This is a genomic window from Baekduia sp. Peel2402, from assembly GCF_052567285.1.
Window position 1 is genome coordinate 4,650,500 of record NZ_CP199582.1, and the last position, 19,801, is coordinate 4,670,300.

General features: G+C 72.6%; 22 protein-coding genes. 17 read left to right on the plus strand and 5 right to left on the minus strand.

Going from position 1 to position 19,801, the window contains the following annotated elements:
• The first annotated feature begins 39 nt into the window (after positions 1–39).
• The gene (locus ACT01A_RS22745; protein WP_445149392.1) at positions 40–648 is read left to right on the plus strand and encodes a class I SAM-dependent methyltransferase; all 609 of its coding nucleotides are present in this window, start codon (positions 40–42) and stop codon (positions 646–648) included.
• Here the strand turns inward: ACT01A_RS22745 and ACT01A_RS22750 are convergent, their stop codons facing one another.
• The gene (locus tag ACT01A_RS22750; RefSeq protein WP_445149393.1) at positions 649–1,263 is read right to left on the minus strand and encodes a hypothetical protein; all 615 of its coding nucleotides are present in this window, start codon (positions 1,261–1,263) and stop codon (positions 649–651) included.
• A gap of 172 nt (positions 1,264–1,435) precedes the next feature.
• On the opposite strand from ACT01A_RS22750, the gene rplM reads away from it, so the two are divergent.
• The 10 genes from rplM to ACT01A_RS22800 all read left to right on the plus strand — a co-directional run bounded on the left by rplM (position 1,436) and on the right by ACT01A_RS22800 (position 11,978).
• Positions 1,436–1,870: a 50S ribosomal protein L13 gene (gene rplM, locus ACT01A_RS22755; RefSeq protein WP_445149394.1), complete on the plus strand. Its 435-nt coding sequence runs from the start codon at positions 1,436–1,438 to the stop codon at positions 1,868–1,870.
• A gap of 2 nt (positions 1,871–1,872) precedes the next feature.
• On the plus strand, positions 1,873–2,712 hold the full coding sequence (rpsI, locus tag ACT01A_RS22760) for a 30S ribosomal protein S9 (RefSeq protein WP_445149395.1): 840 nt from the start codon (positions 1,873–1,875) through the stop codon (positions 2,710–2,712).
• Positions 2,713–2,723: 11 nt separating this feature from the next.
• Positions 2,724–4,067 (plus strand): phosphoglucosamine mutase, encoded by a 1,344-nt coding sequence (glmM, locus tag ACT01A_RS22765; RefSeq protein ID WP_445149396.1) that lies wholly within the window; start codon positions 2,724–2,726, stop codon positions 4,065–4,067.
• Between the two features lie 139 nt (positions 4,068–4,206).
• The gene (gene glmS, locus ACT01A_RS22770) at positions 4,207–6,081 is read left to right on the plus strand and encodes a glutamine--fructose-6-phosphate transaminase (isomerizing) (RefSeq protein WP_445149397.1); all 1,875 of its coding nucleotides are present in this window, start codon (positions 4,207–4,209) and stop codon (positions 6,079–6,081) included.
• A 27-nt stretch (positions 6,082–6,108) separates the two neighbouring features.
• Complete coding sequence (locus ACT01A_RS22775; RefSeq protein ID WP_445149398.1) at positions 6,109–6,456, plus strand: holo-ACP synthase; 348 nt, start codon at positions 6,109–6,111, stop codon at positions 6,454–6,456.
• A gap of 3 nt (positions 6,457–6,459) precedes the next feature.
• Complete coding sequence (locus ACT01A_RS22780) at positions 6,460–7,968, plus strand: NAD(P)H-hydrate dehydratase (protein ID WP_445149399.1); 1,509 nt, start codon at positions 6,460–6,462, stop codon at positions 7,966–7,968.
• Between the two features lie 420 nt (positions 7,969–8,388).
• Positions 8,389–8,868: a CBS domain-containing protein gene (locus ACT01A_RS22785; RefSeq protein ID WP_445149400.1), complete on the plus strand. Its 480-nt coding sequence runs from the start codon at positions 8,389–8,391 to the stop codon at positions 8,866–8,868.
• A gap of 6 nt (positions 8,869–8,874) precedes the next feature.
• Positions 8,875–10,002 carry an alanine racemase gene (gene alr / locus ACT01A_RS22790; RefSeq protein WP_445149401.1) on the plus strand — a complete coding sequence of 376 codons (1,128 nt, stop codon included), beginning with the start codon at positions 8,875–8,877 and terminating at the stop codon, positions 10,000–10,002.
• Positions 9,999–11,411 carry an HD domain-containing protein gene (locus ACT01A_RS22795; protein WP_445149402.1) on the plus strand — a complete coding sequence of 471 codons (1,413 nt, stop codon included), beginning with the start codon at positions 9,999–10,001 and terminating at the stop codon, positions 11,409–11,411. Before alr ends, ACT01A_RS22795 begins: the two co-directional genes overlap by 4 nt.
• Before the next feature lie 3 nt (positions 11,412–11,414).
• Complete coding sequence (locus ACT01A_RS22800) at positions 11,415–11,978, plus strand: GrpB family protein (protein ID WP_445149403.1); 564 nt, start codon at positions 11,415–11,417, stop codon at positions 11,976–11,978.
• Between the two features lie 36 nt (positions 11,979–12,014).
• Here the strand turns inward: ACT01A_RS22800 and ACT01A_RS22805 are convergent, their stop codons facing one another.
• On the minus strand, positions 12,015–13,223 hold the full coding sequence (locus ACT01A_RS22805) for a M28 family peptidase (protein WP_445149404.1): 1,209 nt from the start codon (positions 13,221–13,223) through the stop codon (positions 12,015–12,017).
• 45 nt (positions 13,224–13,268) lie between these two features.
• Here ACT01A_RS22805 and ACT01A_RS22810 point away from each other — a divergent pair, with 45 nt between their 5' ends.
• The 4 genes from ACT01A_RS22810 to ACT01A_RS22825 are packed head-to-tail and all read left to right on the plus strand — an operon-like array spanning position 13,269 to position 15,403.
• Positions 13,269–13,694 (plus strand): HIT family protein, encoded by a 426-nt coding sequence (locus tag ACT01A_RS22810; protein ID WP_445149405.1) that lies wholly within the window; start codon positions 13,269–13,271, stop codon positions 13,692–13,694.
• Complete coding sequence (locus ACT01A_RS22815; protein WP_445149406.1) at positions 13,691–14,470, plus strand: enoyl-CoA hydratase/isomerase family protein; 780 nt, start codon at positions 13,691–13,693, stop codon at positions 14,468–14,470. The genes ACT01A_RS22810 and ACT01A_RS22815 overlap by 4 nt, the downstream gene beginning before the upstream one ends.
• 1 nt (position 14,471) lies before the next feature.
• Positions 14,472–15,056, plus strand: a complete 585-nt coding sequence (locus ACT01A_RS22820) for a hypothetical protein (RefSeq protein ID WP_445149407.1) — start codon at positions 14,472–14,474, stop codon at positions 15,054–15,056.
• Entirely contained in the window at positions 15,053–15,403 is a 351-nt protein-coding gene (locus tag ACT01A_RS22825; protein ID WP_445149408.1) for a cupin domain-containing protein, read from the plus strand. The genes ACT01A_RS22820 and ACT01A_RS22825 overlap by 4 nt, the downstream gene beginning before the upstream one ends.
• On the opposite strand, the gene ACT01A_RS22830 is transcribed toward ACT01A_RS22825, so the two are convergent.
• Entirely contained in the window at positions 15,382–16,605 is a 1,224-nt protein-coding gene (locus ACT01A_RS22830) for an MFS transporter (protein WP_445152856.1), read from the minus strand. The two genes, ACT01A_RS22825 and ACT01A_RS22830, sit on opposite strands and share 22 nt — an antisense overlap.
• Positions 16,606–16,709: 104 nt before the next feature.
• Between ACT01A_RS22830 and ACT01A_RS22835 the strand changes: the two genes are divergently transcribed.
• Entirely contained in the window at positions 16,710–17,351 is a 642-nt protein-coding gene (locus ACT01A_RS22835; RefSeq protein ID WP_445149409.1) for a hypothetical protein, read from the plus strand.
• Positions 17,352–17,399: 48 nt separating this feature from the next.
• On the opposite strand, the gene ACT01A_RS22840 is transcribed toward ACT01A_RS22835, so the two are convergent.
• Positions 17,400–17,894, minus strand: a complete 495-nt coding sequence (locus ACT01A_RS22840; RefSeq protein WP_445149410.1) for a hypothetical protein — start codon at positions 17,892–17,894, stop codon at positions 17,400–17,402.
• Positions 17,895–17,907: 13 nt separating this feature from the next.
• Positions 17,908–18,189, minus strand: coding sequence for a hypothetical protein (locus ACT01A_RS22845; protein WP_445149411.1), 282 nt, complete (start codon positions 18,187–18,189; stop codon positions 17,908–17,910).
• Positions 18,190–18,248: 59 nt separating this feature from the next.
• On the opposite strand from ACT01A_RS22845, the gene ACT01A_RS22850 reads away from it, so the two are divergent.
• Positions 18,249–19,790, plus strand: coding sequence for a glycosyltransferase family 4 protein (locus ACT01A_RS22850; protein ID WP_445149412.1), 1,542 nt, complete (start codon positions 18,249–18,251; stop codon positions 19,788–19,790).
• Positions 19,791–19,801 lie beyond the last annotated feature (11 nt).

A 19,801-nucleotide genomic window follows, 5' to 3' on the forward strand; every position in this document is an offset into this window, starting at 1 on the left:
CCGTCCGCGGACGCCGCCCCGCTCGCTACGGTCCGACGCATGGACGATCCCGTCGCCCGCAGCCTTGCGATCGCGCGCGTGCTCAACGATCCGCCGCAGGCCCATCCGCAGGCCGAGGGCGGCGTCTGGCGCACGAACACCGACTGCTATGAGTTCCTCGCCCAGCACGTCACGCCGGCCAGCCGCACGCTGGAGACCGGTCTCGGGATCTCGACCGGCCTGTTCGCGGTCTGGGGCACGGAGCACACGTGCGTGGTCCCGGACGCCGGCGAGGTGCAGCGCCTACAGGCGTGGGCCGACGAGCGCGGGATCGACCGGTCGCGGATGACCTTCGAGGTCGGGCCCAGCGACCAGGTGCTGCCGCGCCTAGAGCCGACCGAGCTGGACCTCGTCTTCGTCGACGGCGCCCACAACTGGCCGATGGCGATCGTCGATTGGTACTACGCCGCCGGCCGCCTGCGCGACGGCGGCGTGGTGGTCTTCGACGACGTCCAGCTGCCGCAGGTCCGGCTCGGCCTGTTCGAGTTCCTCCAGGCCGACCCGCGCTGGGAGCCGGTCGCGATGACCAACAAGTGGGCGGCGTGCATCCGGCGCTCGTCGGGGTCGCTGGCCGAAGGCCACCAGGACCAGGCGTTCCTCGGCGGCTGACTACGCGCGCGCCCGGTGCGGGGAGACGCCGAAGTAGCGGTCGACCGCGGGCCGATCAGCGGCTAGGAGCTCCTGCTCGGCCGCGGCCTGCTGCGCGGTCGAGACGTCGTCGGCGACCAGGACGCCGGGGTAGAAGTCGAGCACGAGCGCGCGCACTTCGAGCCAGTCGGACGGGTCGGTCAGCCGCGCCAGCTCCTCGTCGAGGTCCAACTGCGCGATCGCACTGCGCACGAGCCCGGTCAGCTCGCGCGAGGCGGGCCGGCGTCGCGCGATCAGGTCCGAGCAGAGGCGCTCGGCGAGATGGCCGCGCCACAGCGGCAGCGCGTCCTCGGTGAGGATCCGCCGCTGTAGGCGCCAGTCGCCGTCGGCCCACCAGCGCGGCGTGACCAGCGTGGCGTCCGGCGCGATCGCACAGCACAGGCGCGGCGCCATGCGGGTGCGCAGGAACTCGTCGCGTTCAGAGGCCGCCACGCGCGCGAGGTGCTCGGCGGTGGTGGGGCGGCCGCGGTCGGCGAGCAGCACGCGCACGGCGGCGGTGGGGAGCGGCACGCCGTACTGTGCGAGCAGGTCTTCGATCTCGCTCGCGATCGCTCCAGCGCGGCGTGCGCGTCTCATACGTAGAGCTTAACGTAGAGCACAGCGTGCGCCGAATCCCTTGTGTTCGTTGAGCGTGCGAGGATCGAACCGGCCCGGGATGCACACCGCACTGCACCCGAAGCGGCACGCACGCTAGACTCCTCCGGCCGGAACGGGTGGCATCCAGCCGCCCGGCCGAGCACTACAAGCCGTGAAGACCTACGTCGCCAACTCAGAAACCCGCGAGCGCAACTGGCTCGTCGTCGATGCGAACGGGCAAACGCTCGGTCGCCTCGCGACGCAGATCGCCGACGCTCTGCGCGGCAAGCGCAAGCCCGAGTACACCCCCCACGTGGACACCGGCGACTTCGTCGTCGTCATCAACGCGGAGAAGATCTCGGTCAGCGGCAACAAGCGCGCAGAGAAGCGCTACTACCGCCACTCCGGCTACCCGGGCGGGATCAAGTCCCGCACGCTCGAGGAGATGCTCGAGCGCCGGCCCGAAGAGGTCATCCGGCTCGCGGTCAAGGGCATGCTGCCCCGCAACCGCCTTGCCCGCAAGCAGCTCACGAAGCTGAAGGTGTACGCGGGCCCGGAGCATCCGCACGCCGCGCAGCAGCCCCAGCCCCTGGAGATCAAGTCTTAGGCATGTCCGACCAGACCCCGCAGGACCCGAAGGACGAGCAGGCCGCCGAGGAGCAGCTTCAGGCTGCCGGTGGCATCCCCGACGAGCCCATCGTCGAGGCCGACGTCGAGTCGATCGAGGCCGCTGACGAGGCGCCCGCCGCCGAGGCCGAGGCTGCCGACGAGGCGCCCGCGCCCGCCGCTGCCGAGGCCCCCGCTGCCGAGGCGCCCGCTGCTGAGGCGCCTGCCGCCGAGGCCGCCGAGGCCGAGGGCGACGAGGAGTACGAGGAGCCCAAGCCGCGCGAGAAGCCGGCGATCCCGGGTGCCGACCTCGAGGTCGACATCGTCCTGGACAGCGAGGATCGCCCCTCCTGGTCTGAGGACGAGGACCCTGACGGCGACGAGTCCCAGGCTTCCGGCGACGAGGACGACGTCGTCGACGAGCAGCCGATCACGGCGCAGATCCAGCTCGCCGAGGACGCGCGTTATCGCGCGACCGGCAAGCGCAAGACGGCGATCGCCCGCGTGATCCTCAAGCCGGGCACGGGCAACTACCTGATCAACGGCCGCACGCTGGACGAGTTCTTCCCGCGCGCCACGTTGCAGCGCACGATCCGCCAGCCCCTGGAGACGGTGGGCTATGAGGACCGCATGGACGTCATCGCCCGCATGCACGGCGGCGGCGTCTCGGCCCAGGCGGGCGCCCTGCGCCACGGCATCTCCCGCGCGTTGCTGGAGGCCGACCCGAACCTGCGGACCGAGCTCAAGCGCCGCGGCTTCCTGACGCGCGACGCGCGCGCCAAGGAGCGCAAGAAGGCCGGCCTCAAGAAGGCCCGCAAGAAGCCGCAGTTCTCGAAGCGCTAGGAGCGCCAGGTTTGGCGACGCCGAGCCGACGGCTCTTCGGAACCGACGGCGTTCGCGGCGTCGCCGGCCAGGTCCTCACCGCGGAGCTCGCTTTGGCACTGGGCCGTGCGGTCACGGCCCAGTCGCCCGCGGAGCGCCCGCAGGTGCTGGTCATCCGCGACACGCGCGAGTCGGGCGAGATGCTCGAGGCCGCGCTGGCCGCGGGCGTCACGTCCGCCGGCGGCGACGTCCTGCTCGGCGGCGTGCTGCCGACCCCGGCTGCGCCGCTGCTGATCGGCCGCTACGGATTCGACCTCGCCGCGGTCATCTCGGCGTCGCACAACCCGTTCGCCGACAACGGCATCAAGTTCTTCGGCCCCGACGGCTTCAAGCTGTCGGATGCCGACGAGGCCGCGATCGAGGCGCAGCTGGCCGAGCACGCCGACGCCGCGCCAACGGCGCCGCCCGCGATCGGCCGCGTCCGCCAGCAGCACGGCACGCTGGAGGACTACCTCCGCGAGCTTCAGACGCGCTTCGGCGACTTGGACCTCTCCAGCGTCGACGTCGTCCTGGACTGCGCCCACGGCGCGACCTACCGCGCCGCGCCGGAGATCTTCCGCCGCCTGGGCGCGACCAAGGTCACGGTCCTGGCCGACGAGCCCGACGGCCGCAACATCAACGCGGGCTGCGGCTCGACGCACCTCGACCTGCTGATCGCCACGATGCGCGAGGGCGGCCACGACCTCGGCTTCGCCTTCGACGGCGACGGCGACCGCGTGCTGGCCGTCGACCGCCACGGCGTGGTCGTCGACGGCGACGAGTTGATCGCGCTCGCCGCGCTGAGCCTGCGCGACGCGGGCCGCCTCACCGGCGGCGTCGCCGTGACCGTGATGACCAACTACGGCTTCCACGCGGGCATGCGCGAGGCGGAGGTCGAGGTTGCGATCACCGCGGTCGGCGACCGCTACGTCCTCGAAGAGCTGCGCACGCGCGGCTGGTCGTTGGGCGGCGAGCAGTCCGGCCACATCATCGACATGAACTTCGTGCCGTCCGGCGACGGCATCGCCAGCGCGCTGCTAACGCTGGAGGCGCTGCGCGGGGGCGACCTCGCCGACCGCGCCGCGATGGAGAAGATCCCGCAGAAGCTCGTCAACGTCCCGGTCGCCGACCGCGACGCCGCAATGACCTCGGAGACGCTCAACGAGGCCGTCCAGCGCGAGAGCGAGGCCCTGGAGGGCCGCGGTCGGGTGCTCGTGCGCCCGTCGGGCACCGAGCAACTCGTGCGCGTGATGGTCGAAGCGCCGACGCAAGACGAGACGGACGCGGTGTGCGCCCGACTGGTCGCGATCGTCGAGCAGCTGCCCGCCAACGCCTAGGCGCCGCAGCGCTCTCCTACCCGCCCGTCAGTCCAGGGCGGCAGGAATCCCCATTGCTACTCTCGAACGACCCTCCGACGGGCCGCCTCACGCGCCCGATCGGCCCGCCCCATCCCACGAGATCCCGAAGGAGGCGCACATGTGTGGCATCGTCGGCTACGTCGGCCAGCGTCCCGCGCAGGACATCCTGCTCGCCGGACTGCAAAAGCTGGAGTACCGCGGCTACGACTCCGCCGGGATCTCGGTCATCACGGCCGCCGATGAGATCGAGTCGGTCCGCGCGGTCGGCAACCTCGCCAACCTGAAGGCCGCCATCGACGCCGACGAGGCGCTGCGCGCGCCCTCCGAGGGCGGCGTCGCCACCGCCACGCGCGGCGCCACGACCGGGATCGGCCACACGCGCTGGGCCACGCACGGCCGCGTCAACGAGTCCAACGCGCACCCGCACTTCGACACGACCAACCGCGTGCACGTGGTCGTCAACGGGATCGTCGAGAACTACCTCGCGCTGAAGACGCGCCTGACCGACATGGGCGCGCAGTTCACCTCGGAGACCGACGCCGAGGTCATCGCGCACCTGGTCTCCCACCACCTCGCGACCGGCTCCCTGGTCGACGCCGTGCGCGCCGCCTACGCCGAGCTGCAGGGCCACTTCGCGTTCGTCGCGATGACGCTCGACGAGCCCGACGTCCTGGTCGGCGCCCGCCGGGAGTGCCCGCTGATCATCGGCCGCGGCGAGGGCGAGACGTTCCTGGCCTCCGCCATCCCCGCCTTCCTCGCGCACACGCGCAAGGTCCAGTACATCGAGAACGGCGAGCTGGTCGTCGTCACCGCCGAGGGCACCACGTTTCTGACGCCTGAGGGCGAGGAGCTGCCGCGCGACATCGTCGAGATCGACTGGGACGAGGAGACCGCCGAGAAGGGTGGCTTCGAGACCTTCATGTTGAAGGAGATCCACGAGCAGGCCGACGCGGTGGCGGAGACGATCGCCGACCGCACCGTCCGCCCGGACGGCGTCGACCTGGCCGAGGAGGCCTCCTTCGACGAGGACATGCTGCGCGGCGTCACCCGTATCGTCGTCGTCGCCTGCGGCACCTCCTACCACGCGGGCCTGATCGGCCGGTACGCGATCGAGGAGTGGGCGCGGATCCCGGTCGAGATGGACGTCGCCTCCGAGTACCGCTACAGGAACCCCGTCGTGGGCCCGGACTGCCTGGTCATCGGCATCACGCAGTCGGGCGAGACCGCCGACACGCTGGCCGCGATGCGCCTGGCGAGCGAGCGCGGCGCGAAGGTCATCGCGGTCACCAACGTGATGGGGTCGCAGGCCACGCGCGACGCCGACGGCGTCCTGTACACCCGCGCGGGGCTGGAGATCGGCGTCGCGGCGACCAAGACGTTCCTCTGCCAGGTCGCGGTCATGTACCTATTGGCCTTGCGGTTGGCGGAGCTGCGCGGGACGCTCGGCGTCGAGGACCGCACGCGCCTGATCAGCGAGCTCAAGCGCGTGCCGCACGAGATCGATCAGTTGTTGGCGTCCTTGGACGTCGAGGCGATCGCCCAGCAGCACTTCACCCGCGAGTTCTTCTTGTACTTGGGTCGGCATGTGGGGTTGCCGGTTGCGTTGGAGGGCGCCTTGAAGTTGAAGGAGATCTCCTACATCCCGACCGACGCGTACGCGGCGGGCGAGATGAAGCACGGCCCGATCGCGCTGCTGGACGAGTCGACGCCGGTCGTGTGCATCGCCACCGACTCGCCGATCCTCGACAAGGTGGTCTCCAACGTCCAGGAGGTCCGCGCCCGCGGCGCGCACGTCGTGGCGGTCGCCTCCGAGGGCAACGTCGAGATCGGCGAGCACGCCGAGGACGTCATCCGGATCCCGGCGCTGGACTGGATGCTCCAGCCGCTGCTGGCGGTCATCCCGCTGCAGGTGTTGGCGTACCACATCGCCCGGCTGCGCGGCCTGAACGTGGACCAGCCGCGCAACCTGGCCAAGACGGTCACGGTCGAGTAGGACCCGCCCGCCGGTAAGGTCGACGTCGTGAGCGGCGTCGGCCTGGACCTGCTGGAGATCGAGCGGCTGGAGCGCGCGCTGGCGCGCCGGCCGGCGCTGGCCGCGCGGCTGTTCACCGACGCCGAACGGGCGTACGCGGAGGGCAAGGCACGGCCGTCACAGCATCTGGCCGCGCGGTTCTGCGCGAAGGAGGCGGTGGCCAAGGCCTTGGGGTTGGAGGCGTGGTCGTGGCGCGACATCGAGGTGGCGGTGCCGGACGGCGGCGGCCCGCCGCGGATCGTCCTGCACGGCGCGCTGGCCGCGCGGGACGTGGTGGTCGATGTGTCGCTGACGCACTCGCGGGGAACGGCCGGAGCCGTGGCGGTGGTCCGCTAGATCATGGAGGCCTTGCTCGACGTCGAGCAGCTGCGCGCGAGCGACGCGTGGGCGATCGAGGAGCGCGGGATCCCCGGGCTGGAGCTGATGGAGCGCGCCGCGGAGGGGTTGGCGACCGTGGTGGGCGACGTCGCGCCGCGGGGTCGGGTCGTCGTGGTGTGCGGTGGCGGCAACAACGGCGGCGACGGGTACGCGGTGGCGCGGCTGCTGCGCGAGATCGGGCGCGAGGTCGACGTCGCGTGGACGAGCGATCCGGAGAAGCTGAAGGGCGACGCGCGGGCTAACTGGGAGCGGCTGGGCGGCGCGGGCGTGGCGCGCTTCGACGCCGCTGTGCTCCGGGGCGCCGCGGTCGTGGTCGACGCGATCCTCGGCACGGGGTTCAGCGGGACGCCGCGCGAGGACGTGGCGGGCGCGATCGAGGCGATCAACGACGCGGGCGTGCCGGTGGTCGCCTGCGACGTGCCGTCCGGGGTGGACGCGTCGAGCGGCGCGGTGGAGGGCGCGGCCGTGCGGGCCGTCGCGACCGCGACGTTCCACGCGGCGATGCCCGGCCTGTGGATCGCGCCGGGCAAGGGGCACGCGGGGGAGGTGCACGTCGTCGACATCGGGATTCCGAGCGACGATCCGGAGTACCCGATCGAGCCCCACACGTGGCTGATCGACCGCGACATCTTGAAGTCCTACGTCCGCCGCGGCGCCGAGTCAACCAAGTTCGCCTCCGGCCACGTGCTCGTCGCGGGCGGCTCGCGCGGGCTCACGGGCGCGCCGTGCCTGTCGTCGCTGGCCGCGATGCGCGCGGGCGCCGGCTACGTGACCGCGTGCGTCCCGGACAGCCTGAATGACATCTTCGAGATCAAGCTCACCGAAGTCATGAGCGTCCCGCTGCCGGATGACGGCGGCTCGGGGGCACACACCGAGGCCGGTGTCGACGGCGTCCTGGAGAAGGCCGAGCGCGGCGGCGCGCTCGTGCTCGGCCCGGGCCTGGGCCGCAGCGACGGCGCGTTCGCGTTCGCGCGGCGGCTGGCGCGCGAGGCGCAGGTCGCGCTGGTGCTCGACGCCGACGGGCTCAACGCGCACGCCGGCGACCTCGAGGCGCTCGCCGCGCGCAAAGCGCCCACGATCCTCACGCCCCACGCCGGCGAGCTGGCACGGCTGCTGGACACCGACAGCGCCGCGGTCGGCGCTCACCGCCTTCACCACGCGCGCGAGGCCGCCCGCCGCTCCGGCGCGATCCTCGTCCTCAAGGGCGACGACACGATCGTCGCCGAGCCCGAAGGCCGCGTCGCGATCTCGCGGGGTGGCGCGCCGGCGCTCGCCACCGCCGGCACCGGCGACGTCCTCTCCGGCATCCTTGGCGCTTTCTTGGCCCGGGGGATGGCGCCCTTCGAGGCGGCGGCTGCCGCCGTCTTCGTACACGTCGAGGCGGGCCGCGCCGCGGCGCGGGCGCTGGGTGGGCCGGATGGCGTGATCGCGAGCGATGTGGTGGAGGAGCTGGCGCGGACGCTGGAGTAGGCGCGGCGTCGGCGCTCAGCGCGGGCGCTTGTCGTGCCGCGCGGCGTGGTCCGGAGGCGGCGAGGGAGTGAAGGTGTGTGGCGTGGCCGCCGCCGGGCGTCGTCCGCGGGCGCCGGGGGAGAGGGCGGTTCGGGTCCGAATCGCGAACGGTTCGCATCTAACCCGCGTATATCGCGGGTTACGTGTGAACCATTTCGCTCACCGGTCGTCGATGGCACCTGACCCGCGCATATCGCGGGTTAAGTGCCATCGGGCTGCGGATCGCCCCCGGGAGCCCGGCGCGAGGCCTGCGGATGACACCAGGCGGTCGCCACGCCAACCCGGCTTCACTCCCTCGGTGCCCTCGAACCACATTCCGCGCCGCCGCGAGCCCCCGCGCTGAGCGCCGCGACCGCGAGCGCCCTTTAGAGTCCCGGGCGAATGCCCGTTCCCAGCACTGTTGCCGACATCATGGAGCGCGAGGCGCCGTCGATCGCGGAGACCGCGACCGTCGAGGAGGTCATCGCCCAGTTCCGGGAGCAGGATGTGCCGGCGCTGCCGGTCGTCAACGATGGCGGGCGGTGCGTGGGCGTGGTCACCGAGAAGGACCTCGTCATCGCGGACGAGGAGGGTGACCTGCACGTCCCGCACTACATCGAGCTGTTCGGCGGGCTCGTGTTCTTCCCGCCGGAGCTGCGGATCTTCGAGAAGCGCCTGAAGAAGGCGGCGGCGGCGAAGGTCTCTGACCTGATGAGCGAGCCGCCGGTCGTCGTGGAGCCGTCGACCACGATCCACGCGGCCGCGCACGTGATCGTCGAGCGCGGGCACTCGCGCCTGCCGGTCGTCGAGCACGGTCGCTACGTCGGCCTGGTCACGCGCGCCGACGTGCTCTCCGCCCTCAACACGCCGGCGGAGGACTGAGCGGGCGTGGCGGTTCGCGCGCTGGCGAAGGTCAACCTCGGCGCCGTCGAGCGCAACGTCGCGCGGCTGGCCCGCGAGGCGTCCGGCAGCGCGGTCTGCGCGGTCGTCAAGGCCGACGGCTACGGCCACGGCGCGGTCCCGTGCGCGCGCGCCGCGCTGGCCGGTGGCGCGACGTGGTTGGCGGTCGCCACCGCCAACGAGGCACGGGACCTGCGCGCGGGGATCGGAGACGCGATCCCCGTCCTCGTCCTCGGCGCGCTGAGCGGCGAGGAGCTGCCGATCGCGCTGGACGCGGGCGCCGACGTCGCGGTCTGGACCGTCGAGCGCGTGCAGGAGCTCGTGGCGCTCGGGCGCCCGGCGCGCGTGCACGTCAAGTTCGACACGGGCCTCGGCCGCCTCGGCACGCGCTCGGAGGAGGAGGCGACCGCGGTCGCGGAAGCGGTCGCCGCGGCGGAGCACCTCGAGCTCGTCGGCGCCTGGACGCACTTCGCGACCGCCGACGAGCGCGGCGACGCGTTCTTCGGCGAGCAGCTCGCGCGCTTCCGCGCCTGGGCCGAGCCGCTGCGCGCCGCCCATCCCGGCCTGCTGCTGCACGCCGCCAACTCCGCGGCGACGCTGCGCGATCCCGCCTCGCACTTCGACCTCGTCCGTCCCGGCATCGCGATCTACGGCCTGGACCCCTTCGGCGAGGACCCGGCCGCGCGCGATCTGGAGCCTGCGCTCGTGTTGTCGTCCTACGTGGCGGCACTCAAGGTGGCGCAGCCCGGCGACTCGGCCGGCTACGGCCGCCGCTGGACCGCGTCCAAGGAGACGCTCGTCGCGACCGTCCCGATCGGCTACGGCGACGGCTACCGGCGCGCGCTGACCAACAAGGCCCATGCCTTGCTCCACGGTCGCAAGATCCCCTTGATCGGAACCGTGTCGATGGACAACATCACCTTCGACGTCGGCGAGCACGGCCTCGGCGCCAAGCTCGGTGACGACGTCGTCCTGCTCGGCGCCCAGGGCGCCGAGCAAATCACCGCCGAGGACCTCGCCGCGCTGATCGACACCATCAACTACGAGATCACGACGGGCTTGACGAGCCGCATCACGCGCGCCCACCATCGTGATGGGGAGCCGCTCGAGGCGTGAGCGAGGCGGCGCTCGACGCGGTCGAAGCCGCGCTGAGCGGCGAGCGCGCGTGGATCGTCGGCGGAGCGCTGCGCGACGCGCTGCTGCGCCGGCCGGTCGCCGACGTCGATGTCGCGCTGCCCGCCGAGGCCGTCAAGGGCGCGGCGAAGGCGCTCGGCCGCGCGGTGCGGGGCCCGTCGTTCGAGCTGTCGGGTGCGTTCGGCGCGTGGCGCGTGATCGGCCCGAACAAGGCCTTCCAGGTCGACCTCGCGCCGCTCCAGGGCGAGACGATCGAGGACGACCTCGCGCGCCGGGACTTCACGGTCAACGCGATGGCACGACGCGTCGGCGGCGGCGAGCTGATCGACCCCCACGGCGGCGCGCGCGACCTAGAGGCCAAGCAGCTGCGGATGGTCGTGCCGCAGGCCTTCGACGACGACCCGCTGCGCGTCCTGCGCCTCGCGCGCTTCGCCTCCGAGCTGCCGCTCACGCCGGACGCCGAGACGCTCACAGAAGCCGCCGCCCGCGCATCGCGCATCACCACCGTCGCCGCCGAGCGCGTCTTTGCCGAGCTCAAGCGCGTCATCGCCGCCGACCGCGTCCTCGACGGCCTGGAGCTGATGGCCACGCTCGGCCTCACGCCGCACGTGCTGCCCGAGTTGACCGCGCTCCAAGGCATCGAGCAGAACCGCTACCACCACCTCGACGTCCACGACCACACGCTGGAAGTGCTCGCCGAGACCGTCGCGCTGGAGCTGGCGCCCGCCCCGGTCCTCGGCGACGACGCGCTGACCGAGCGCCTGCGCGCATACCTCGCGCAGCCGTTCTCCGACGAGCTCACCCGCGGCACCGCGCTGCGCTTCGGCGCGCTCCTGCACGACGCCGCCAAGCCCGAGACCCAGGCCTTCCACGACGACGGCACGGTCCTCGGCTTCCCCGGCCACGCCGACCTGGGCGCCGACGTCTCGCGCGCCGTCCTTACCCGCCTGAAGGCCTCCGAGAAGCTACGCGCCCACATCGCGCTGCTGGCCCGCCACCACCTCGGCCTCGGCTACTTGGTGCACAAGGCGCCGCTGGACCGCCGGACCATCCACAGGTACTTGACCAGGACCGCGCCGGTCGAGGTCGACGTCTCGCTGCTGTCGATCGCCGACCGCCTCGCCACCCGCGGTCGCAAGGCCGAGGAGGCGATCGCCAAGCACCTCGACGTCGCTCGCGTCGTCCTGCCGCTGGCGCTGGACTTCGCGGGCTGGCGCGCGCAGCCGCCGCTGGTCCGCGGCGACGAGCTCGCGCGCGCGCTGGACACCAAGCCCGGCCCGCAGATCGGCGCGCTGCTGGCGGAGATCGACGCCGCGCGCTACGCCGGTGAGATCACCACACCCGACGAGGCGATCGCGCTGGCGCGCGCCGCGCGTCGCCCTGAGGCGTGACGAATGCAGCGCCATCCATCGCTGGACGACCGCTTCGACCCGGCGATCCGCATCGTCGAGTACGACCGCGCGTGGCCGGCGCTGGCCGAGCGGGAGCTGCGGCGGATCGAGGAGGCGGTCGGCGACGCGGTCGTGCGGGTGGAGCACGTCGGCTCGACGGCCGTGCCCGGCCTTGCCGCCAAGCCGATCGTCGACCTCCAGCTCTCCGTCGACGCCATCGAGCCGCAAGAGCGCTACGTCGTCGCGCTGGTGGGTCTGGGCTACCTGTTCGCGCCAGCGCCGGAGTCGCCCGACTACCACTTCTTCGGCAAGCCGCCGGAGCGACCCCGCACGCACCACCTGCACGTCTGCGAGGCCGGCAGCCAGCACGAGCTCCGCCATCTCGCGGTGCGGGACTTCCTGCGCAGCCACCCCGACGAGGCGGCTCGTTACGCGGCCCTCAAGCGCGACGTCGCCGCGCGCCACCCGCAGGACCGGCTGGCCTACATCGAGGGCAAGGACGCGTACGTCACCGCGCTCGAGCGGCGTGCGGTCAGCTGGGCGCGCGCGACTTCTGCTTCGCCTTGACGGACGACTTGTAGGCCTTGGCCAGAGGAGCCGGCCTTAGGCCAGCGGCTCGCCGGTGCGGGCGATCGTCCCCATCACGACCTCGACCGCGCCCGCGACCGTGTCGTAGTGCACGCGGTCGGCTGTGTCGGTCGGCCAGTGGTAGTTGGAGGGGACGAGGTGCTCGGTGACCGAGCCGATCGAGGCGGCCTGGTAGCCGCGGCGCAGCGGCACGAGGCCGTCGGTGGCGAAGGTGAAGCGCATGCCGCGGTGCAGGTGGACGCCGGCGTCGCGCGCGGCGGCGGCGACGCGCTCCTTCATCGCCGACGGGTACTCGTACATCCTCAAGAAGCCCTCGCCCTCGATCAGCACCAGGTCGGGCGAGCCGATCGTGTCCAGCGAGAGGAAGGACGTGTTCGACGGCGTGAGCGCCGCGCCGAAGTAACGACGCGCGTAGGCGAGCATGCCCTCCTGGTTGGCCTCCTCGGCGCCGGCCGAGAGCAGGATGACGCGGACGCCGTCGGGCAGGACCGCGGGGGCGCTGCCGTCGCCCAACCGCCGCGCGACCTCCAGCAGCGCCGCGACGCCGCTCAGGTTGTCGTTGGCGCCGGGCACGACCGGCTCGTGGATCATGTGGCGCATCGTCGCCGCGGTCGCCGCCGCGGCGACGGTGCCGGCGGCGACGGTCTTGCGGTGGCGCATCGTCGCGCCGAAGGCCACCAGCGCGGGGCCACCGAAGACCAGGCCCATGAGCGGCGGCCACCGGTCGGACTTCTCCATCAGCGATGTCTTCTCCGCCACGAACTTCGTGAGCGTCTGATCGAAGATGAACGACGTGCGCGCCGCGTCGTGGTGGGCGTGCACGACGAGCGTGTAGGCGGCGTCGGCCGGGCCGAACTCCGCGACCACGTTGGTGGTGTGGCGGCGCTTGAGGAAGCGCCGCAGCGTGCGTTTGCGGGCGCCGGTGAGGTCCTGCCAGAGCCCGGCCGCCGCGACCGCCGCGACGACGCCGCCGACGACGCGCCGGCCGCCGAGCACCGCGATCCCGCCCAACGCGCCGACCGCGTTCAGGACGCCCAGCGGCGTGAAGTAGGTGCCGTGGACGAGCTCCTCGTCGACCCGCACGCGCTGGGCGCCCGCGGCCTCGAAACGCTGCGCGATCCAGGCTGCCGCCTCGGCCTCGCCGGGCGAGCACGGCAGTCGGTCGATCGTGGCGAGATGCGCCACGTCGGCGTTCAGCGCCGCCTGCGTCGGGGTCCCGGACATCCGCACCTCAGCGTACTGAGCGACGCGATGGATAAGGTCCATCCCATGTCCGCCACCGATCCGGATTGCCTGTTCTGCAAGATCGTCGCCGGTGAGATCCCCGCGACGGTCGTGGCCAGCGACGAGCGCACGGTCACGTTCATGGACATCAACCCGGCGACGCGCGGGCACGCCCTGGTCGTGCCTCGCACCCACGCGCGCGACCTGCTGGAGATCGACCCCGACGACCTCGCCGCCGTGGCGCAGGCCGGCCAGCGCCTGGCGAAGGTCGCCAAGGACACGCTCGGCGCCGACGGGATCAACCTCATCAACAGCTGCGGCGCCGACGCGTGGCAGACCGTCTTCCACTTCCACCTGCACGTGATCCCGCGCTACGCGGGCGACCCGCTGAAGCTGCCGTGGGTGCCCGGGCCGGGCGACATGGACAAGATCGCCGCGACCGGCGCCGAGTTGAAGGAGCACTACGCGTGAGCGACGTCGTCAAGCTGGAGCAGGACGGGCCGCTTGCGGTCATCACGTTCGACTCGCCGCCGCTGAACCTCTTCGACAACGCGGTCTTCGAGGGCTTTGACAAGGCGATCCGCGCCGTGGCCGCCGACCCGCCGCGCGGGCTGCTGATCCGCGCCGAGGGCAAGGTCGTCAGCGGCGGCGTCGACGTCGGCAAGGTCTTCGACGGGATGTCGCCCGAGGCTGGCGGCAAGCTCTGGGACGACCTCCTGGAGACGATCCACATCCTCGACGAGCTGCCGCTGCCGACGGTCTTCGCCGCGCACGGGCTGTGCCTGACGGCGGCGTTTGAGATCGCGCTGGCGTGCGACGTTCTGCTGGCCAGCGAGAAGGCGAAGTTCGGCCTGGTCGAGATCGTGGTCGGGCTGACGCCGTCGATGGGCGGTCCGCAGCGCCTGGCCGAGCGCGCGGGTCCCAACCGCGCCAAGGAGCTGATCTTCACCGGCGAGCTGTTCGGCGCCGCCGCGCTGGAGCGCTGGAACGTCGTCAACCGCGTCTACGCGCCCGAGGAGTTCGAGGCCGCGTCGCGCGCGTTCGCCGAGAAGGTCGCCAACGGGCCGACCAAGGCGCACGCGGCGACCAAGCGCCTGGTCGCCGCCCAGAAGGAATCGGGCGCGCGTGCAGCCGACGCGATCGTCGCCGAGGTCTCGGGCCCGCTGTTTGCGACCGAGGACCTCCAGAACGCGGTCAAGTCGTTCCTGACCGACGGCCCCGGCAAAGCGACCTACGAGGGCCGCTGAGATGCGCCGCCGCGCCGTCGTCCCGCTCGCGCTGCTCGCCGCCCTCAGCGGCGCTGCTGCGACCGTCGCCGTCGCGGCCACGCCCAAGCCGGTCACGCAGGTCGATCCCAAGGGCGACGTCAACGGGGCGCTGGACCTGCGCCAGGTTGTGCTCGCGCGCGGGACCGACGGGCGCCTGCGGGCGTCGCTGACGCTCGCCGCCGCCTGGGACGCCGACGACCTGCTCAGCGAGACCGGCCCTCCTGGCTCGCTGTGCCTGAAGGTCTGGACGGCGTCGACGCCGCCCGACGAGACGCCGGACTACCTGATCTGCGCGACCGCGAACGCTGACGGCGACCTGCGCGGCTCGGTGCTCAAGCAGCGCCCCAACCAGCTCCCCGAGCGCACCGGCGCCGCGACGATCACCAAGCCCACCGAGCGCACGATCACGATCCGCTTCTCGCAGACCGCGATCGCCAAGCCCGCGACCGTCCAGATCCAGGCGGAGACCACGCGCGCCGGGTGCCCGCGCGGCTCGTGCATCGACCTCGCGCCCGACGCGGCCAAGTACATGACCTTGAAGCTGCGGGAGAGCGACGCGAAGTGAGCGACGCGCCGTGGGTGCTGCGCGTCGCCGACGCGGAGCTGGGGGTCGACGAGCTGGACCCGACGAGCGTGCTGGCCGGGGATCCGGTGACGTCGAGCAAGGAGCTGTGGACATCCAAGGACGACACGGTCCACCACGGCATCTGGGAGATCACGCCCGGGACCGTCACCGACGTCGAGGCCGACGAGTTGTTCGTGGTGTTGAGCGGCAGCGCGACGATCGCCTTCGAGGATGGCCCGACGCTGAACGTCGGCCCGGGCGACGTGGTCCGCCTGCCCGAAGGCGCGCGCACGGTCTGGACCGTGCACGAGACGCTGCGCAAGATCTACGCGATCGTCTCGGACTGAGCCCGATGCGCCGCGCGGGCGCGCTCGCCCGTCGTGTGCTCGTGCGCCCAGCCGAGCAGGCCGAGCGCCGCGAGCGTCAGGCCGAGCACGCTGACCGCGCCCCAGCCGCCCGCGCTCCAGGCGATCGAGGCGGCCGCGCTGCCGAGCGCGCCGAAGGCGAAGTTCGACGACATGTAGGCCGTGGTGATGCGCGAGCGCGCGTCCGGCGCCAGGGCGTAGATCGTGCTCTGGTTGAGGATGTGCTGGCCCTGGATGCCGAGGTCGAGCAGGATCGCGCCGGCGATGATGAGCGTGACTGAGGTCCCGCCGAACGCCAGCAGGACCCAGGCGACTGCGATCGCGAGTAAGAACGCGCCGGTGGCGGCGTGCGTGCGGCCGGCGTCGGCCAGGCGGCCGGCTCTCTGCGCGGTGAGCGCGCCGACGAGACCCGCCAGGCCGAACAGCCCGATCGTCCCCTCGCCGTAGTTGAAGGGGTCGTCGCTCAGCAGGAACGCGATCGCCGTCCACAGCACGCTGAAGCTCGCCATCCCGAGCGCGCCGTAGAACATGCGGCGGCGTAGCAGCGGCTCGTCGCGGACCAGCGCGACCACCGAGCGCAGCGCAGCGCCGTAGGCCATGTCGGTCTCCGGCGGCGTCGGCGGCAGCATCCGGCGCAGGACGAACGCCAGCGCGACCATCAGCACCGCGCCGATCACGTAGACCATGCGCCACGACGTCGCCGCCGCGATCAGCCCGGAGGCGGTGCGCGCCAGCAGGATCCCGAGCAGCAGGCCGCTCATGACGTCGCCGACGACCTTGCCGCGCTCGTGCTCGGCGGCCAGCGTGCCCGCTAACGGCACGAGCACCTGCGCGACGACCGCGGTCACGCCCACGATCCCGATCGCGATCGCCAGGACCGCGAACGACGGCGCGGCGGCCGCGAGCGCGAGGAAGACCGCGGTGACGACGAGCATCCGCGAGACCATCTTGCGGCGGTCCAGCAGGTCGCCGAGCGGGACGAGGAAGACCAGGCCCGCGGCGTAGCCGACCTGCGACGCGGTCACCAACAGCCCCGCGGCGCCGGACGAGACGCCGAGATCCCGCGCGATGACGTCCAGCAGCGGCTGGGCGTAATAGAGGTTGGCGACAGACGCGCCGCACGCGATCGCCAGCAGCCAGACGACGCGCCGATCGAGCGAAGAGGGAGCGGGGGAGACGGCGATGTCTTCAGGCTAGCTGGAGGTCACGCTTCCTGAGAGCGGTCGCGCTGGGCGATTCCGCCCGCAACTTCGCCGCCGCGTCGTGTTGAATTCCCACGATGCCTCGTTTGCGCACCTTGCTGGCCGTGTTCGTCGGCGCCGGTCTGGCCCTGCCCGCCGTCGCCCCGGCCACGCTGGACCCGATCCCCACGCTCGATCCCGGCGACGCGACGCCGTCCTGCCCGGACAAGCCCTGCTACGCCCTCGGGCGCACGACCGGCTACCAGGCGAAGATCGGCACCAACCGCGGTCTGTACACGGTGCAGAAGGACGGCGTGCTCGTCTCCTGGACGCTCAAGCTGGCCAAGCCGACCCAGAAGCAGATCGACTTCTTCGACAAGTCGCTGGGCGGCGAGTCGCAGGCGGCGATCGCGGTCCTGCGCACCGGCAACAAGCTCCACGCGCGCCTGATCGCCCAGGGCGAGGTCCAGAAGCTCGAACCGTACTTCGGCCAGACCGTGGAGTTCGCGCTGCAGAAGTCGATCCCGGTCAAGAAGGGCTGGGTCATCGGCGTGACCGTCCCGACCTGGGCGCCGGCGCTGGCCGCGGGCCTCGGCGGCGACACGTCCTGGCGCGCCTCGCGCAAGAAGGGCACCTGCGACGACTCGCAGACCCAGACCGCCCAGGCCGTCAACCAGGTCGGCCAGTACTACTGCCTGTACCGCACCGCGCGGATCGTCTACTCGGCGCGGATCATCTCGACGCCGTAGGGCGCAGCGTCACGCGAGCTCGGGCGCGCCACGCGCGTCCGAGCGCGATCAGCCTGGGCAGGCGCCCGGGTTCTGCGAGCAGAAGTCGCTGAAGCCGCCGGAGTCCGTCGTGCTCGTGCCCGAGCCAGACGTTCCGGACGAGCCCGTGCCGCCGGTGGAGCCGGTGCCGCCCGTGGTCCCGCCCGACGACGTGCCGCCGGTCGAGCCGCCGCTGGTGCCGGAGGTGCCCGACGAGGACGTGCCGGAGGACGACGTGCCCGAGGACGTGCTCGGGGTCACGGCCGTGCCGGAGGTGCCCGACGAGGTGCTCGGCGCGGTGGTGGTGCTCGGCGAGGTGTTGGACGGCGACGTCGAGGACGCGTCGTCGCTGGAGTCCGAGTTGGTGCTCGCTGCCGAGCCCGACCCGATCGACGTGTTGCTGGGCGCGACCAGCTCGGCGGTCGTCTTGGGGACGACGTCGTGCGCGGCGCTTCCGCCGCCGCAGGCGGACAGGCCGCCTCCGGCGAGGAGCATCAAGGCTACGGCCGCGGCGCGACGGCGCACGAGAAGGCTCCGTCTAGCTGACGACGGGGCCCGCGAGGGGCTCCATGCGCCGGCCACAGGTCGGGCAGTCGTTGAGGTCCTTCTGCGCCATGGCGTCACACCAGTTGCAGAAGCGGAGGTTCTCGACCGCCCACGGCAGCTCGGACGGGCTGGGAGCCAGCGGCACGACCTTGCCGATGACCTCGAGCTCTTCGCCCGTGTCACGATCGCGATAGACCTTGCCGGGCTCGGCTTCGAGGAAGATCTCGCGCCCCGTCGAGGGGGTGCGCATGCGGTAGCGCTGCTTCGTGCTCACGAGGCAAAGCCTACCGGCCTGTGGTGTCGGAGGCGGCGTGAGCAGGCACAATCAGGGGCTTGCGGATCTTGATCTTCCACGGCTACCTGCTGCGAGGCACGGGCTCGAACGTCTACAACGCGCGGCTGGCGGGCGCGCTGGCACGTGCCGGCCACGAGGTGCACCTGCTCTGCCAGGAGCGCCGGCCGGAGGAGGTCGACGTCGTGGATGCGGCCGGCGACTGGGACTCAGGCGTGTTGCAGGTGCGGTCGCTGCGCTCCGAGCGGGCGGGAGCGGGCTCCGTGACCGTCTACCGGCCCGACATCGGCGGCGTGCTGCCGGTCTACGTGGCCGATCGTTACGAGGGCGTCCAGGCGCGGACGTTCGCGGAGCTGAGCGACGACGAGGTCGCCGAGTACGTGGCGCGCAACGTCGCGGCGGTGCAGGAGGTGGCCGCGCTGGTCTCGCCGGAGCTCGCGCTGGCCAACCACATGGTGATGGGTCCGCTGGTGCTGGCCCGCGCGCTGGGCGACACGGTGCCCTACGCGGTCAAGATCCACGGCAGCGCGCTGGAGTACATGGTCAAGCCGCAGCCGGAGCGCTTCATGGACGCGGCGCGCGAGGGGCTGGCGCGGGCGCAAACGATCCTCGTCGGCTCGCGGCACACGGCGGAGTCGCTGTGGGCGGCGATGGAGGATCCGTCCGTGCGCGAGCGGACCCGCCTGGGCCCGCCGGGCGTCGACGTCGAGGCCTTCAGGCGCCACGCGCCGCAGGACCTGGCCGGCGTCGCCGCGCGCCTTGCGGCCCTGCCAGCGACCGCGGCGGCCGACGACGCCTTCGCGCGTGACACCGCCGCCGCGGGCCGCGCGCTGGCCACGATCGACCCCGCGCGCGACCGGATCGTCACCTACGTCGGCAAGCTGATCGTCTCCAAGGGCGTCGATCTGCTGATCGCCGCCTGGCCGCTCGTGCTGGCGAAGGTCCCCGACGCCAAGCTCGCGATCGTCGGCTTCGGCGGCTACCGCGCGACGCTCGAGGAGCTCGTCGCGGCGCTTGCGCGAGGTGACGTGGACGCCGTCCGCGCGATCGCCGCCGCCGGCCGCGCGCCTGAGGGCGGCCCCGCGAAGCCGCTCGCCCACCTCACGGCCTTCCTGGACACGATCGACGCGTCCTACCTCGCCGCCGCCCGCGCGCTGCCCGAGCGCGTCGTCTTCACCGGCCGCCTGGAGCACGACGAGCTGCCGCCGCTGCTCGGCGTCGCCGAGGCGCAGGTGGTGCCGTCGACGTTCCCCGAGGCGTTCGGGATGGTCGCCGTCGAGGCCGCGGCCTGCGGTGCGCTGCCGGTCGTGGCGGATCAGTCCGGGCTGGGGGAGGTGCGGACGATCCTGGCGGGCGTGGTGCCCGAGGAGGCCGCGAGCTGGCTCGGCTTCCCGCTCGGCGACGGCACGGTCGAGGCGATCGCAGCGCGCCTGATCGCGTGGCTGACGGCGCCAGAAGCGACGCGTCAGGCGACCCGCGACGCGCTCGTCAGCGTCGCGCGGGAGCGGTTCTCGTGGGATGGCGTCGCCCAGACGATGGTGCGCGCTGCCCTAGGGGACGCTGCCGATCTGCCCAGGCCCTGACGCACGCCCTT